This is a genomic window from Mycobacterium sp. NGS62, from assembly GCF_059812285.1.
Map to the genome: position 1 here is coordinate 79,617 of NZ_JCALCK010000009.1, position 15,238 is coordinate 94,854.

The following is a 15,238-nucleotide window of genomic DNA, read 5'->3' on the forward strand; positions in this document are numbered from 1 at the left end:
TTGCACAACTTCTCGACGTTCGGCATCGACTAGAGCGTCGTTGCACCGTCGGCGGCGCCGTCTCCGTCGCTGTCGGTAAGTCGTAGATCCCACCGGCCGTCGCCGTCGGTGTCGAGGTATCCGGTCATGCCGTGGTCGCCGGCGCACATCGCGCGGTCGGCCAGCCCATCATCGTCGCTGTCGAGCAGCCGATCGTTCGGCTGGCCGTCACCGTCGAAGTCGACCAGCGGCCCGCCGGTGTGTTCGACACCGTCGAGCCCGAACCACCGCAGCGGCCCACCCCGGTCGACGGCGACCGCCCAGGTGCCAGACCCATCATCGGTGAAGTAGCTTTCCGCGGTGCCGTCGTTGTCGAGATCCAGCACCGCATGGTCGGCGATCCCGTCGCCGTCGAGATCCGCCAGCGCGTCATCGCGCAGCCCGTCGCCGTCGAAGTCCAAGCCGACCGCATCCAGCTGACCGTCACCGTCGACGTCGAGGTCGGGTTGGCCGTCCCACATCGACGCCGTGCCATCGGCCGCGCCCAAGCAGTACTCCATACCTAGAACGACGCGCTTCGAGTGCTACCGGTTCCCCCGTGCCTGCCACCACGCCAGCAGCTCGGCCTTCGCCTCGTCGCGAGACAGCGGCCCGCGATCCAGCCGCAGCTCCTTCAGGTGCCGCCACGCCTCACCGACCTGCGGTCCGGGCGGAATGGCCAGCAACTCCATGATCTCGTTGCCGTCGAGGTCTGGGCGAACCCGCTGCAGGTCTTCGGCGGCGGCCAACTCGGCGATCCGCGTCTCCAAATTGTCGTAGTTGGCCTGCAGCTTCGCCGCGCGACGCTTGTTGCGGGTGGTGCAGTCGGCACGCACCAGCTTGTGCAACCGCGGCAACAGCGGGCCGGCATCAGTGACGTAGCGGCGCACCGCCGAATCGGTCCACCGCCCCCCGCCATAGCCGTGGAACCGCAAATGCAGATACACCAGCTGCGAGATGTCGTCGACCATCTGCTTGGAGTACTTCAGCGTCCGCAACCGTTTGCGGGCCATCTTGGCGCCGACCACCTCGTGATGGTGAAAGCTCACGCCGCCGTCGGGCTCGTGGCGACGGGTGGCGGGTTTGCCGATGTCGTGCAGCAGCGCCGCCCACCGCAACACCAGATCGGGCTCGTCGTCCTCGAGCTCGATGGCCTGGCGCAGCACGGTCAGCGAATGCTGGTAGACGTCCTTGTGCTGGTGGTGCTCGTCGATGGCCATCTGCATGCCGCCGATTTCGGGCAGCACCACCTCCCCCATCCCGGTCTGCACCATCAAGTCGATCCCGGCGGCCGGATCGTCACCCAACAGCAACTTGTCCAATTCGGCGGCCACCCGCTCCGCGGTGATACGGCCCAGTTGGGGTGCCATCTCCTCGATCGCTGCGCGCACCCGCGGCGCGACGGTGAAACCCAGCTGCGAGACGAACCGCGCAGCGCGCAACATTCGCAACGGATCGTCGCCGAACGACTGTGACGGCGCTGCCGGGGTATCCAGCACCGCGGCACGAAGCGCGGCCAAACCGCCTAAGGGATCCACGAATTCGCCCGCCCCGTGCGCCGTGATACGTACCGCCATCGCGTTCACGGTGAAATCGCGGCGTACCAGGTCGTCGTCGATACGGTCGCCGAAACGCACCTCCGGATTGCGCGACACCTGGTCGTAGCGGTCGGTGCGGAACGTGGTGATCTCCAGACGCTGGTCACCCTTGCCGACGCCCACGGTGCCGAATTCGATTCCGGTGTCCCACAGCGCATCGGCCCATGGCCGCATGATTTTCTGAACCTGCTCCGGGTGCGCGTCGGTGGTGAAATCCAGATCAGGGCTCAACCGTCGCAGCAGCGCATCGCGCACCGATCCGCCGACCAGATACAGCTCGTGTCCTGCCGCAGCGAACAACGAGCCGAGTTCGCGAAACAACTCGGTATACCTGTTCAACGCGACGGCGGCTGCGGTCAGCAGATCAGCGTCCTCGACGGTTTCTGGCACGTGGAGAGCGTAGTCCGGGTTGGTTTCAGACCGCCCCGGCCCGCATCCTCTGCCGGGCCGAAAGTTCCAAATCGGCAGCACATCACCGCACTACCGGCGAGTGCAGCGGGGAGGCCCAGGCGTGCCAGCTACTATCGCTTGGGTGTCGGACGGCGAACATGCCAAACCACGTCGGCGCCGGGGTAGGCGCCGCGGACGGCGCGCTGCGGGTCCGGCCGAAAGCCGCACCGACAACGGTCAGGGCGGCAGTGCCGGCGCGGCCTCCACTGCCAGACCGGCAAATTCCGGGCGGTCGCGATCTGCCGACCGTGGACCCGAGCGGTTGCGCACCGTACATGAGACCTCCGCCGGCGGACTGGTCATCGACGGCATCGACGGGCCGCGCGAGGATCAGCTGGCCGCGCTCATCGGTCGGGTCGACCGGCGCGGTCGGATGTTGTGGTCTCTCCCCAAGGGCCACATCGAACTTGGCGAGACCGCTGAGCAGACCGCAATCCGGGAAGTCGCCGAGGAGACCGGGATTCGCGGCAGCGTGTTGGCCGCGCTGGGCAGCATCGACTACTGGTTTGTCACCGACGGACGACGAGTACACAAGACGGTGCATCACTATCTGATGCGTTGCTCCGGCGGAGAGTTGTCCGACGAGGATCTCGAGGTGGCCGAGGTGGCGTGGGTGCCGATCCCCGAGTTGCCTGCCCGCCTGGCCTACGCCGACGAGCGGCGGCTGGCCGAGGTCGCCGATGAACTGATCGACAAGCTGCAAACCGACGGGCCGACCGCGCTGCCGCCACTGCCGCCCACCTCGCCGCGTCGCCGGCCACAGACACACTCCCGTGCCCACCACCGGCAACCCGCGCCCGCCCGGAAGAACGGTCGCGGTCGAGGGCCGTGACCGGCCCGCGGCTGTTCCAAGTGGCGACGTGCAGCGCCCTTTGTCGCGCTTGCGATCGCCACGGGCGGGCCGCCCTACTGCGCCTCGCCGTAGTGGCCGGCATCCTGGCTGGTCTCGGAGTCGTGCCCACGCTACCGGCCGCCATCGCGGGCGAGCCCGGCGCGACACCATTCGTCCAGGTCCGAGTCGATCAGGTGACCCCCGACGTGGTCACCACCACCAGTGAACCCGTCGTTACCGTCAGCGGAATCGTGACCAATGTCGGCGATCGGCCGGTGCGTGACTTGATGGTCCGCCTGGAGCGCGCGGATGCGGTGAGTTCGTCGGCCGGCCTGCGCACCAATCTCGACGGAAGCACCGACCAGTACCAGCCGGTGGCCGACTTCCTGACGGTGGCCGGCGAACTGCAACGCGGGCAGGACGCCGGGTTCACGCTGTCCGCCCCACTGCGCTCGCTGAGTGCAACGTCGTTGGCGATCGACAAGCCCGGCGTCTACCCGCTGTTGGTCAACGTCAACGGCACACCCGACTACGGTGAACCCGCCCGACTCGACAACGCCCGGTTTCTGCTGGCGGTAGTGGGAGTGCCGGCCGAACCGACCGACAACTCCGCGGACGCGTTGAGCTCCGTCGTCGCGCCCGACACCTCCAAACCGGTACAGATCACCATGCTGTGGCCACTGGCTGACCGGCCGCGGTTGTCGCCCGGCGTACCTGGCGGCACGGTTCCGGTGCGGTTGATGGACGACGAACTGGCCACCGCGCTGGCCCCTAATGGCCGACTGGAGATTCTGCTGTCCGCCGCCGAATTCGCCACCAGTCGCGACGTCGATCCCGACGGCGCAGTCGGTCGTTCGCTGTGCTTGGCGGTCGACCCGGATCTGCTGGTTACCGTCAATGCGATGACCAGCGGCTATGTGGTCTCCGATGCCCCGGGCAACGCTGGCCCGCGCGCTCCGGCGCATCCGGGCACCGGCCAAGCCGCAGCGGCGGGCTGGTTGGACCGGTTGCGGGCGTTGGCTCGCCGCACGTGTGTAACAGCGATCCCCTACGCCCAGGCCGATCTCGATGCCCTGCAACGCGTCGGGGATGCCGACCTGCGGGCCATCGCTACCACCACCAGCAGTGACATCGCCGACCAGATCTTGGGAATCATGTCGGTTCGCGGGGCCACGCTGATCGGGGACGGCTCCCTGACCCGCCGCACCGTGGACCTGTTGGGCGCCGAAGCCGACACCGTGGCGGTTGCCGCCGCCGACTTCGCTGCAGCGGACTCAGCCACCGGCGCGCCCGCGACCGCAGACACCGCCGTCCGCCGGGTCTCGCCGCAAGTGGTCACCGCCCCGTTCGATCCGGCCGTCGGCGCAGCGCTGGCCGCCGCCGGCACCGATCCGATTGCACCGACCTACCTCGACCCCGCGCTGGCGGTACGGCTGCGGCACGATTCGGCCACTGCCCGCCGTCAGGATGCGCTGGGGTCGATGCTGTGGCGGGGGTTGCAACCTGACGTCGGCCAGCGCACCGAGATTCTGTTGCCGCCGGCCACCTGGACTCTGCAATCCGATGACGCGGGCGCCATCCTGACCACATTGGCCACGGCGGTGCGCTCTGGGCTGGCCGCTCCCCGGCCGCTGCCGGCGCTGATCGCCGAGGCGGCGACCGACACCGCCGCACCACGCCCACCGACTGCCGACGCCGCCCGACGTGGCCGGTTCGACGACCAGGTGATCGCCCAGATGTCTCACGAATTGAGCCGGCTGCGGGATCTGACCTCGGCGTTGACCACCGACGCCCGGACCGGGATGAGCGGAATCGGCTACACCGCACCCCTGCGCGAAGACATGCTGCGCGCGGTCAGCCAGTCGGAGCGGCCCGACAGCCGCAACGGATTGGCCCACCACCGGTTGGAGACCGTCGGCAACTCGATCGATGACCTGTTCGGCGCCGTCACCATTGTCAACCCGGGCGGGTCCTACACACTGGCCACCGAGCACAGCCCGTTGCCACTGGCGCTGCACAACGGTCTGGCCGTGCCGATCCGGGTGCGGCTTCAGGTGGACACGCCACCGGGAATGACAGTGACGGACCTGGGCGAGATCGAACTTCCGCCGGGATACCTGCCGCTGCGGGTGCCCATCGAAGTGAAATTCACCCAGCGCGTGGCGATCGACGTGTCGCTGCATACTCCCCAAGGGGTGTCACTGGGCGAACCGGTGCGGCTTTCGGTGCACTCCAACGCCTACGGCAAAGTCCTGTTCGCGATCACCTTGACCGCCGCGGCGGTGCTGGTGGCGCTGGCGGGACGACGGCTTTGGCACCGCTTCCGCGGCCAGCCCGACCGCGCCGACTTGGACCGTCCCGAACCTGCGGACGCATGGCCGGCTCGGGCGGACGCTCCGGACCAAGACCTCGTCGACGAAGAGCGCCGGGTATGAGGTCCGTCGGCCGGCGGGTGCCGCCACCGGCACAGCCACCAACGCGCGAATCCGCTCCTCCCCCACCGGGGCTGCCGCCGTCGGCGCAGCCACCGCGACAGCAGCGGGCTGAGCTCTCCGACGCCGCGCTGGTGTCGCGGTCCTGGGGCATGGCCCTTGCGACGCTGATCAGCCGCGTCACTGGATTTGCCCGGATTGTGCTGTTGGCCGCGATCTTGGGCGCGGCCCTGTCGAGCGCATTTTCAGTGGCCAATCAGCTGCCCAACCTGGTCGCAGCGCTGGTGTTGGAGGCCACTTTCACCGCGATCTTCGTGCCGGTGCTCGCGCGCGCCGAACAGGACGACGCCGACGACGGCCGGGCTTTCGTCCGCCGCTTGGTCACACTGGCCACGACCCTGCTGTTGGTGGCCACGCTGCTGTCGGTGGCAGCCGCGCCGGTGCTGGTGCGGTTGATGCTGGGCCACGACCCCCAGGTCAACGAACCGCTCACTACCGCGTTCGCCTACCTGCTGTTACCGCAGGTGATCTTCTACGGACTTTCGTCGGTGTTCATGGCGATCCTGAACACTCGCAACGTGTTCGGGCCACCCGCGTGGGCGCCCGTCGTCAACAACCTCGTCGCGATCGTCACCCTGGGCGTCTATCTGGCGGTGCCCGGCCAGTTGTCGGTTGACCCGGTACGGATGGGCAACGCCAAGTTGCTTGTTCTGGGCATCGGCACGACGTTGGGCGTGTTCGCGCAGACCGCGGTGCTGCTGGTTGCGATCCGGCGAGAACGCATCAGCCTGCGCCCGTTGTGGGGAATCGACGAGCGGCTCAAACGCTTTGGCGCGATGGCCGCCGCGATGGTGTTCTACGTGCTGATCAGTCAGCTCGGTCTGGTGGTCGGCAACCAGATCGCCAGCACCGCCGCCGCTTCCGGTCCGGCGATCTACAACTACACCTGGCTGGTGCTGATGCTGCCGTTCGGCATGATCGGGGTGACGGTGCTGACCGTGGTAATGCCGCGGCTCAGCCGCAACGCAGCCGCCGACAACACCGGGGCGGTACTCGCCGACCTGTCGCTGGCCACCCGGCTGACCATGATCACCCTGATTCCGGCGGTGGCATTCATGACGGTCGGTGGGCCGGCGATCGGTAGCGCACTGTTCGCCTACGGGCGTTTCGGTGACGTCGACGCCGGCTATTTGGGCGCGGCGATCGCGTTGTCGGCGTTCACGCTGATCCCCTATGCGCTGGTGCTATTACAGCTACGGGTCTTCTACGCCCGTGAGCAGCCTTGGACACCGATCGTGGTCATTGTCGTCATCACGACCGTCAAGATCGTCGCCTCGCTGCTCGCGCCGCACCTCACCGACAACCGTGAACTCGTTGCGGGCTACCTGGGGCTGGCCAACGGTCTAGGGTTTCTGGCCGGCGCGATCGTCGGGTATTTCCTGCTGCGGAACACCCTGCGGCCGTCCGGCGGGCATCTGATCGGTGCCGCCGAAGCGCGGACCATTCTGGTGACGATCGCGGCGTCGTTGCTGTCCGGGTTACTGGCTCATGCGGCCGATCGACTACTTGGGCTGGAAACCCTGACGGCCTACGGTGGCGGCGCCGGATCGCTGCTCCGGCTATTCGTGCTCGCGGTGATCATGGCCCCGATCATCGCCGTCGTCATGCTGCGCGCGCAGGTCCCCGAGGCACAGGCTGCGTTGGCCAGGGTCCGCGGGTGGCTCGGCGCCGGCGGCAAAGCGGTTCCACCTACGCGTCACGATGAGCTGTCCGGTCAGGGCACGGTCACGTACTCTGAGCAGAGGAATTCGTTCAGGGCGGGGGGGCATCCGGTTCGGGAACCCATCCGGCGCGGGCCTCCGGAGCGGGTAACCGAGACGGGCATGCGGAAAGGACCGGAGGTGACCGACGGCCCATCGGATAGCACGGCAACCAACGCCGGCTCAGAGCCGGACCGGCCGCGGCAGTCCGGATCGTCGCCGTCTGCCGACGATTTCCAGCCAGACATTCCGCCCGATCTTCACGTCGATGTCGTTTCGGCACCAGTCCCGCCGAAGGGATCCAACGGCGACTTCTCGTCAGATTCGGCCCGCGAGCCCGCGGCCTACGCCGCCGACGATGAACCGATCGAGTTCGACGCGCCCCGGGAGCGAGCGACCGAACGACCGGCAGCGCAAGACGAAGCCCACCTGGTGCCGGGCGCCAGCATCAGCGGCGGCCGCTACCGCCTACTGGTATTCCACGGCGGCGCACCCGGCCTGCAGTTTTGGCAAGCACTCGACACCGCGTTGGATCGACAGGTGGCTCTGACGTTCGTCGACCCCGACGGCGTACTGCCCGACGACGAACTACGCGAAATCCTGTCCCGCACGCTGCGGCTCAGCCGGATCGACAACCCCGGTGTCGCGCGGGTGCTCGACGTCGTCGATTCCGGCAGCGGCGGCCTAGTCGTCGCCGAGTGGATCCGGGGCGGTTCGTTGCAGGAGGTGGCCAACACATCACCGTCTCCGGTTGGTGCTGCGCGCGCGATGCAGACGCTGGCCGGCGCCGCTGAGGCCGCCCACCATGCCGGCGTCGCATTGTCAGTCGACCACCCCAGCCGAGTGCGGGTCAGCATCGAAGGCGATGTGGTGCTGGCGTTTCCGGCGACCATGCCCAAGGCCACCCTGGAGGCCGACATCCGCGGAATCGGCGCGGCACTATATGCCCTGCTGGTCAACCGGTGGCCGCTGTCGGAATCCGGAATGCGCAGCGGGCTGCCTCCGGCCGAACGGGACCGGTCGGGCCAGCCGATCGAACCGCGTTTGATCAACCGCGACATCCCATTCCAGATCTCAGCGGCAGCCACCCACTCGCTCCAAGGTGACGGCGGAATACGCAGCGCGGCAACGCTTTTGAACTTGCTGCAACAGGCGACGGCGGTGGCCGACCGTACCGACTTGCTGACACCGATCGACGAACCGGTGCCCGGAACTGCGCGGCCGGGTCGCGGGCGGCCGCGCGAGCCGGAAGACCAAGAGGCGCAGCTCCGTCGCCGCCGCAACGTGATGATCGGTGTCGGTGCCGGTGTCGCCATTATCGTGGTGGCGCTGCTGGTGCTGGCGTCGGTGCTGGGCCGGATCTTCGGTGATCTCGGCGGTGGCCTGGACAAAGACCAACTCGGCCTCAACGCACCGTCGTCGTCCCCCGCCTCCTCGGGCGGTTCTGCGGCGTCCGGCAGCATGGTCAAACCCTCGCGCGCCACCGTCTTCTCTCCTGGAGGCGAAGCCGATAACCCGAGCCAGGCGGGGCAGGCCATCGACGGGAACCCGTCCACGTCCTGGGCAACCGACATCTACACCGACGCTGTGCCATTCCCCAGCTTCAAAAACGGTGTCGGGTTGCTGCTGCAGCTACCCAAACCCACCACCGTGGGCATGGTGACCGTCGACATCACCTCCACGGGTACCAAGATGCAGATCCGATCGTCATCGACGTCGACTCCGGCCAAGCTGGAGGACACCACCGCGCTGACTGAACCGACCTCGCTACATCCGGGCCACAACTCCATCAAGGTCAATGCGTCGGCGCCGACGTCGAACCTATTGGTGTGGATCTCCACCCTGGGAACCACTGACGGCAAGAGCGAAGCGGTGATCTCCGAGATCACCGTGCAGGCGGCCTCCTGACCGTGCGGTCGGGTGAAGTGCCGCGCACCGGCCGATAAGTTACTGTCCGGCCGTGGGTTTCGGCTACCGGGTGCGGCGCGAACGCAGTGACGCCGAGCTGCTGGCCGATCACGTCGCCGGCGACCGCCACGCCTTCGAAGAGCTCTTCTATCGCCATCACCGGCAGCTGTATCAGGTTGCCCGCTTCACCAGTCGCAATCCCGAGGACGCCGCCGATGCGTTACAGGACGCGATGCTTTCCGCTCACCGCGGCGCCGCAGCTTTCCGGCACGACGCCGCGGTAAGTAGCTGGCTGCACCGCATCGTCGTCAATGCATGCCTGGACCGATTGCGCCGCAACAAGTCTCATCTCACTACCCCCTTGGAGGACATCTACCCGGTCGCTGATCGGACCACGCAGGTGGAGACAGCTATCGCGGTGCAGCGCGCGTTGATGAGACTGCCGGTCGAGCAGCGGGCAGCGGTGGTCGCCGTCGACATGCACGGCTACTCCGTCGCCGACACCGCCCAACTGCTGGGGGTCGCCACCGGCACCGTCAAAAGCCGGTGCGCCCGTGCCCGGGCCCGCCTCGCCGCAGCCCTCGGCTATCTGGATCCAGCTCCCGAGCACTCGGCCGGCTAGCCACGGCCCGTGGCCAGTTGGCGGGCACATGGCGGACACTAGGGCCGATGGGCGACGACGATGCTGCTACCGAACTGCCGCTGACGGCGGAGTTACTCGCCGAACTGCAGGCAGGCTTGCTTGATGACGACACCGCCGCGCGGGTGCGTGGCCGCCTCCGGGCGGATCCGGCCGCCCGGCAGACGTTGGACGCGCTGAACCGGGCGCGTCGCGACATCGTGATGCTGGGTGCTGACTCGTCCGCCGCCGACGAAGTTCCGCCGGCCGTGGTGGCCGGCATCGGCGACGCGCTGCGCCGCGCGGACCTCGCCGACCGCCCTGCCCACGCCGCCAGGCCAGGCGCTCGTCCGGCGCGAGTGGCCGCGGCCGTCGCCGGCCTGGCAGCCGCGGCCGCCGCGATCGGGCTCGGCACCGCCGCTCTGATCGCCGCGCCGCCACCCGCCCCGAGTAGCCCGACCACTGCCCAACACATCACCGTGTCACGGCCCCCTGCAGTGATTCCCTTGTCGGACGCCCAAATCGTCGCCCTGCTGGACGCCACGCCGGACTACGGCCCATTAGCCGATCCCGGGCGCCGGGCCACCTGCCTGAGCGGTCTGGGCTACCCGACATCCGCCAGGGTGTTAGGTGCTCAGCCTGTCCAGATAACCGGGCATCCCGGTGTGCTACTGGTGCTAGCGGGCGACACGCCCGACACGGTGCTGGCGCTGGCGGTGGCTCCGAGCTGCAACTCAGCCAACACCGGGTTGCTGGCTGACCGGGTTGTCCCACGTAGGTGATGCCCGGGGAACACCACCGCCTACCCTGGCGTTCGAGTGTCTGAACCCGGCTTGACGTACTCGAAAGGCTCCCATGACTGAGACCACTCCTCTTCACGACGTGATCATCATCGGTTCGGGGCCGGCCGGATACACCGCCGCTCTGTACACCGCACGCGCACAGCTGGCGCCACTGGTATTTGAAGGCACCTCGTTCGGCGGCGCGTTGATGACGACGACCGAGGTAGAGAACTATCCAGGCTTTCGTGACGGGATCACCGGCCCGGAGCTGATGGACCAGATGCGCGAGCAGGCGTTGCGGTTCGGCGCTGACCTGCGGATGGAAGACGTCGAATCGGTGTCGCTGGACGGTCCGGTCAAATCCGTCGTCACCGCCGACGGGGAGACCCATCAGGCGCGCGCCGTCATCCTGGCAATGGGCGCGGCCGCCCGCTACCTGCATGTGCCCGGCGAGCAAGAGTTGCTGGGCCGGGGTGTGAGCTCGTGTGCAACCTGCGACGGGTTCTTCTTCCGGGACCAAGACATCGCGGTCATCGGCGGCGGCGACTCGGCGATGGAAGAAGCCACCTTCTTGACCCGCTTCGCGCGCAGCGTCACGATCGTGCACCGCCGCGACGAGTTCCGTGCCTCCAAGATCATGCTCAACCGGGCCCGGGGTAACGACAAGATCCGCTTCCTGACCAACAGCGTGGTGGTCGCCGTCGAGGGAGACGGCACGGTGACCGGGCTACGGCTGCGCGACACCGCTACCGGCACGGAATCCGAACTGGCCGTCACCGGGGCTTTTGTCGCGATCGGCCACGACCCGCGCTCCGAGTTGGTGCGCGGCGCCGTCGACCTCGACACCGATGGCTACGTGCTGGTGCGGGGCAACTCCACCCACACCTCGCTCGACGGCGTGTTCGCGGCCGGCGATCTGGTGGACCGCACCTACCGCCAGGCCGTCACCGCCGCCGGCACCGGCTGTTCCGCAGCGATCGACGCCGAACGTTGGCTGGCCGACCACGATGACCCTGACCAGCCTGCACAGACCACGGCCACCGGAGCCGCCGGCAGCAGTGAGATGATTGGAGCGCCCCGATGACCCCGAACACCGGCACCCCCGTGGAGGTATCGGACGCGACGTTCGCCACGGCCGTGTTATCCAGCGATAACCCTGTGCTGGTTGACTTTTGGGCTACCTGGTGCGGCCCGTGCAAGATGGTTGCGCCGGTGCTCGCGGAGATCGCAGCGGAAAAGGCGGGGCAGCTCACCGTCGCCAAACTTGACGTGGACGCCAACCCGGAAACCGCGCGCGATTTCCAGGTGGTGTCGATCCCGACGCTGATCTTGTTCCAGGGCGGCCAGCCGGTCAAAAGGATCGTCGGCGCCAAGGGCAAAGCGGCGCTATTACGCGAGCTTTCCGACGTGGTGCCTGACTCCCAGTAACGAAAGTCCTGCTCGCCACGCCTCATAACGGTTTGCCTGGTGTTTTCCCGAATTCGCCGAGCGTCTGCGACAATACCGCCAAGCCTGTCTAGCACTGGCAGGGCTAATCACACTGGCTTACCGGAGGCCCCCTGGAATGTCGACTCCGCACCGCGGTGCCGGCGAAGCGCTGCGCTGTGGTGACCGCAGTGCAGCGGTCACCGAGATCCGGGCAGCGCTAGCGGCGCTGGGGCATCTACACAGTCCTGACGAGGACATCACCACCGGAAGACACGTCGCACTCGACCTGTTTGACGAGGAGCTTGATCAGGCAGTTCGGGCGTTTCAGCAGCACCGCGGCCTGCTGGTGGACGGCGTCGTCGGCGAAGCTACCTACCGCGCGCTGAAAGAAGCGTCCTATCGGCTGGGCGCCCGCACGCTGCATCATCAATTCGGCGCACCGATGTACGGTGACGACGTCGCCACCCTGCAATCCCGGTTGCAGGACCTTGGCTTCTACACCGGCTTGGTCGACGGCTACTTCGGGCTGCAGACACACAACGCGTTGATGTCATACCAGCGCGAGTACGGGCTGTATGCCGATGGCATTTGCGGTCCAGAAACATTGCGCTCCTTGTACTTTCTGTCCGCCCGGGTTAGCGGCGGGTCTCCCCACGCCATCCGCGAGGAGGAGTTGGTGCGCAATTCCGGCCCGAAGCTGTCCGGTAAGCGGATCATCATCGATCCTGGGGGCGGCGGTGCCGACCATGGGTTGCTCACGCATGACGCCGCCGGCCCGATCAGCGAAGCGGATATCTTGTGGGACTTGGCAAGTCGGCTTGAAGGCCGGATGACGGCCATCGGCATGGAGACATTTTTGTCGCGGCCGACCAATGGCAGCCCGTCAGACGCCGAACGCGCCGCGACTGCCAATGCCGTGGGCGCCGACCTGATGATCAGCCTGCGCTGCGCCACCCAGGCCAGCCCGTCGGCCAACGGCGTGGCCTCGTTTCACTTCGGTAATTCGCACGGTTCGGTATCCACGATCGGCCGCAACCTCGCCGACTTCATTCAACGAGAAGTGGTGGCGCGTACCGGTTTACGCGACTGCCGCACCCACGGGCGCACATGGGATCTGCTGCGGCTGACCAGGATGCCGACGGTTCAGGTCGACGTTGGCTACATCACCAACCCGCATGACCGCGGCATGCTGGTTACGACGCAGACTCGCGACGCAATCGCCGAAGGGGTTCTCGCCGCAGTCAAGCGGTTGTATCTGCTAGGCAAAAACGACCGGCCCACCGGCACTTTCACTTTCGCTGAGCTACTGGCTCACGAGTTGTCGGTGGAACAGGCCAGCAGGCTCAGCGGCTCGTAGCCGGCGAGCCGGCCGCCACCGGTTGCTGCAGCTGGGCATTTTCGAGTAGTCGTTCGAGGGCCGCTTCGACCTCGGCCTTCCAGCCCAGGCCCTTGTCCAGCTCGAGGCGCAGCCGCGGAAAGTAGCGGTGCGGCGCCACCACGGCAAATCCCGCATCGCGCAGGAAGTCGGCGCCTATCACGCAGTGGTCGACCGAACAGTCGCCGAGCGCCTCCAGTACCGGGCGTAGATCGGGGTCGGCGGCCTGCGGGTTGAGCAGCTCGGCGACTTCGGGTGTGCGGCCGAAAGCCTCCAGCGCCCGGACTCCGCGGCGCACCAATTCGTCGACCACCTGCGCGATGAGGCTGTACGGCAAGTCATTGGCGTTGCGCCCCGGCTCGACACCCATCGATGTGAGTAGCACCGCGTCAGCCGATACCGGCGCCGTGGGAAACCGGCGGGCCCTGGGCACCGCCCGCGGCGGTGCATAGAGCACGTAGCCCATGCACGGCGGTTCGCTCGGGCCACACTCCGACGGAATCGCCATGGCGACCTGGCCGCACGAACCCCATTCCAGCATCACCATCGACAACCAGGCTTCCTTCTCGAATTCCGGGTCGGCGAGATGCTCCTCTTTGCCGAGGGTCGCCGGGTCCACCTCCCAGAAGACGCACCGGCGCGCATGCTTGGGAAGCTGCTCGAACGCCTCGAGCTGCAGCGGCGTGATTCGAGCTGACACTAGACTCCTGGACCTTGGTGCGGCGCCGCCATGGTGATCGGGCTTCCTCGCGATCGGGTAGTACCCCGCCCCCTCGCAGGCGAGAGTACCCCGAGCAGGCCCGCATCGTTGCGGCCTGACAGACGCAATTGACTTACCCAGAATAAGAGAATTGGCCGCCTTCGGGCCGCTATCGGGCCAGGCGCGCCGTATCCGCCGGCATGGAAATGAAAAGCGCTGGCACGCACCATGATTGACTGGTTGACCACCCCGACCGGTCACCCGGGTCACGGGAATGTCACAGTGACGTAACTACTGCGGGTGGTGGTTCACGGGTTCGACGAGTTCATCAGGTCCACAATCCGCTGCAGATCGTCGACCGACCCGAACTCGACGACGATCTTGCCCTTGCGTTTGCCGAGGCTGACGGTGACCCGGGTGTCGAAGGCACTCGACAGCCGCTCAGCAACATCCTGGAGTCCCGGCATCTGAATCGGCTTGCGCCGCGGCGGTGCCGGCTTGCCGACGTCGCCGCGATTGGCCAGGGTAACCGCTTCCTCCGTGGCTCGCACCGAGAGGCCTTCGGCGACGATCCGTGCGGCCAGTTCTTCTTGAGCTTCCGATCCGCCCTCCAGTGACAGCAACGCCCTGGCGTGGCCGGCCGACAACACGCCGGCTGCGACGCGTCGCTGGACGGCGATCGGCAACCGCAGCAGCCGGATCATGTTGGTGATCAGCGGGCGGGATCGTCCGATGCGGGCGGCAAGTTCGTCGTGGGTGACACCGAACTCGTCGAGCAGCTGCTGGTAGGCCGCCGCCTCTTCCAGCGGGTTCAACTGGACGCGGTGGATGTTCTCCAACAGAGCGTCGCGCAACAGATTGTCGTCACCGGTCTCCCGCACGATCGCCGGGATGGCCGTCATTCCGGCCTCCTGGGCGGCGCGCCAACGCCGCTCCCCCATCACCAGCTGATACCGCCGGCCATCCGGCGCCCCGTCCAGCGCCCGGACCACGATCGGCTGCATGAGACCGAATTCGCGGATTGAGTGCACCAGTTCAGCGAGCGCCTCGTCGTCGAAAACCTGCCGCGGTTGCCGTGGATTCGGTTCGATGAGCGCCGGGTCGATCTCGCGGTACACCGCCCCGATGCCGGCCGCCGCTGACCCGGTCGGGCCGCCGAGCACCACATCGGCAGCCGCCGCACCCATCCGCGGTCCCAGGTCGGTCGTCCCGGTCTCGCCTTCCGATGGTCCGGTCGGGATCAGCGAGGCCAGGCCGCGGCCCAGGCCGCCTTTCCTCCGTGACGGCTGGCTCATGCGCCGCTCCTCCTCATCGCTTCGCTGTGCATCGTCGCCGG

12 protein-coding genes are annotated in these 15,238 nt (G+C 67.5%); 8 read left to right on the plus strand and 4 right to left on the minus strand.

What is annotated here, in order from left to right; all coding sequences use genetic code 11:
• Positions 1-29: 29 nt before the first annotated feature.
• Both AC5Y49_RS19100 and AC5Y49_RS19105 read right to left on the minus strand, forming a co-directional pair.
• Positions 30-539, minus strand: coding sequence for a pullulanase (locus AC5Y49_RS19100; RefSeq protein WP_499889834.1), 510 nt, complete (start codon positions 537-539; stop codon positions 30-32).
• A gap of 24 nt (positions 540-563) precedes the next feature.
• On the minus strand, positions 564-2,006 hold the full coding sequence (locus tag AC5Y49_RS19105; RefSeq protein ID WP_499889836.1) for a CCA tRNA nucleotidyltransferase: 1,443 nt from the start codon (positions 2,004-2,006) through the stop codon (positions 564-566).
• A 142-nt stretch (positions 2,007-2,148) separates the two neighbouring features.
• Here AC5Y49_RS19105 and AC5Y49_RS19110 point away from each other — a divergent pair, with 142 nt between their 5' ends.
• The 8 genes from AC5Y49_RS19110 (at position 2,149) to AC5Y49_RS19145 (ending at position 13,184) form a co-directional block, all read left to right on the plus strand.
• The gene (locus tag AC5Y49_RS19110) at positions 2,149-2,898 is read left to right on the plus strand and encodes an NUDIX hydrolase (RefSeq protein ID WP_499889838.1); all 750 of its coding nucleotides are present in this window, start codon (positions 2,149-2,151) and stop codon (positions 2,896-2,898) included.
• Between the two features lie 20 nt (positions 2,899-2,918).
• Positions 2,919-5,333 (plus strand): hypothetical protein, encoded by a 2,415-nt coding sequence (locus tag AC5Y49_RS19115; protein WP_499889955.1) that lies wholly within the window; start codon positions 2,919-2,921, stop codon positions 5,331-5,333.
• Entirely contained in the window at positions 5,330-8,998 is a 3,669-nt protein-coding gene (gene murJ / locus AC5Y49_RS19120; RefSeq protein ID WP_499889840.1) for a murein biosynthesis integral membrane protein MurJ, read from the plus strand. The genes AC5Y49_RS19115 and murJ overlap by 4 nt, the downstream gene beginning before the upstream one ends.
• Positions 8,999-9,050: 52 nt before the next feature.
• Positions 9,051-9,620: an RNA polymerase sigma factor SigM gene (sigM, locus tag AC5Y49_RS19125; RefSeq protein WP_499889841.1), complete on the plus strand. Its 570-nt coding sequence runs from the start codon at positions 9,051-9,053 to the stop codon at positions 9,618-9,620.
• 47 nt (positions 9,621-9,667) lie between these two features.
• Positions 9,668-10,399 (plus strand): RsmA family anti-sigma factor, encoded by a 732-nt coding sequence (locus AC5Y49_RS19130; RefSeq protein WP_499889843.1) that lies wholly within the window; start codon positions 9,668-9,670, stop codon positions 10,397-10,399.
• Positions 10,400-10,472: 73 nt separating this feature from the next.
• On the plus strand, positions 10,473-11,483 hold the full coding sequence (trxB, locus tag AC5Y49_RS19135) for a thioredoxin-disulfide reductase (protein WP_499889845.1): 1,011 nt from the start codon (positions 10,473-10,475) through the stop codon (positions 11,481-11,483).
• The gene (trxA, locus tag AC5Y49_RS19140; protein ID WP_499889847.1) at positions 11,480-11,827 is read left to right on the plus strand and encodes a thioredoxin; all 348 of its coding nucleotides are present in this window, start codon (positions 11,480-11,482) and stop codon (positions 11,825-11,827) included. The genes trxB and trxA overlap by 4 nt, the downstream gene beginning before the upstream one ends.
• Before the next feature lie 136 nt (positions 11,828-11,963).
• Positions 11,964-13,184, plus strand: coding sequence for an N-acetylmuramoyl-L-alanine amidase (locus tag AC5Y49_RS19145; protein ID WP_499889849.1), 1,221 nt, complete (start codon positions 11,964-11,966; stop codon positions 13,182-13,184).
• Here AC5Y49_RS19145 and AC5Y49_RS19150 read toward each other — a convergent pair.
• Positions 13,171-13,902, minus strand: a complete 732-nt coding sequence (locus tag AC5Y49_RS19150) for an acetyltransferase (RefSeq protein ID WP_499889851.1) — start codon at positions 13,900-13,902, stop codon at positions 13,171-13,173. The genes AC5Y49_RS19145 and AC5Y49_RS19150 overlap by 14 nt on opposite strands.
• A 308-nt stretch (positions 13,903-14,210) precedes the next feature.
• Complete coding sequence (locus AC5Y49_RS19155) at positions 14,211-15,197, minus strand: ParB/RepB/Spo0J family partition protein (protein WP_499889853.1); 987 nt, start codon at positions 15,195-15,197, stop codon at positions 14,211-14,213.
• Positions 15,198-15,238: the final 41 nt, after the last annotated feature.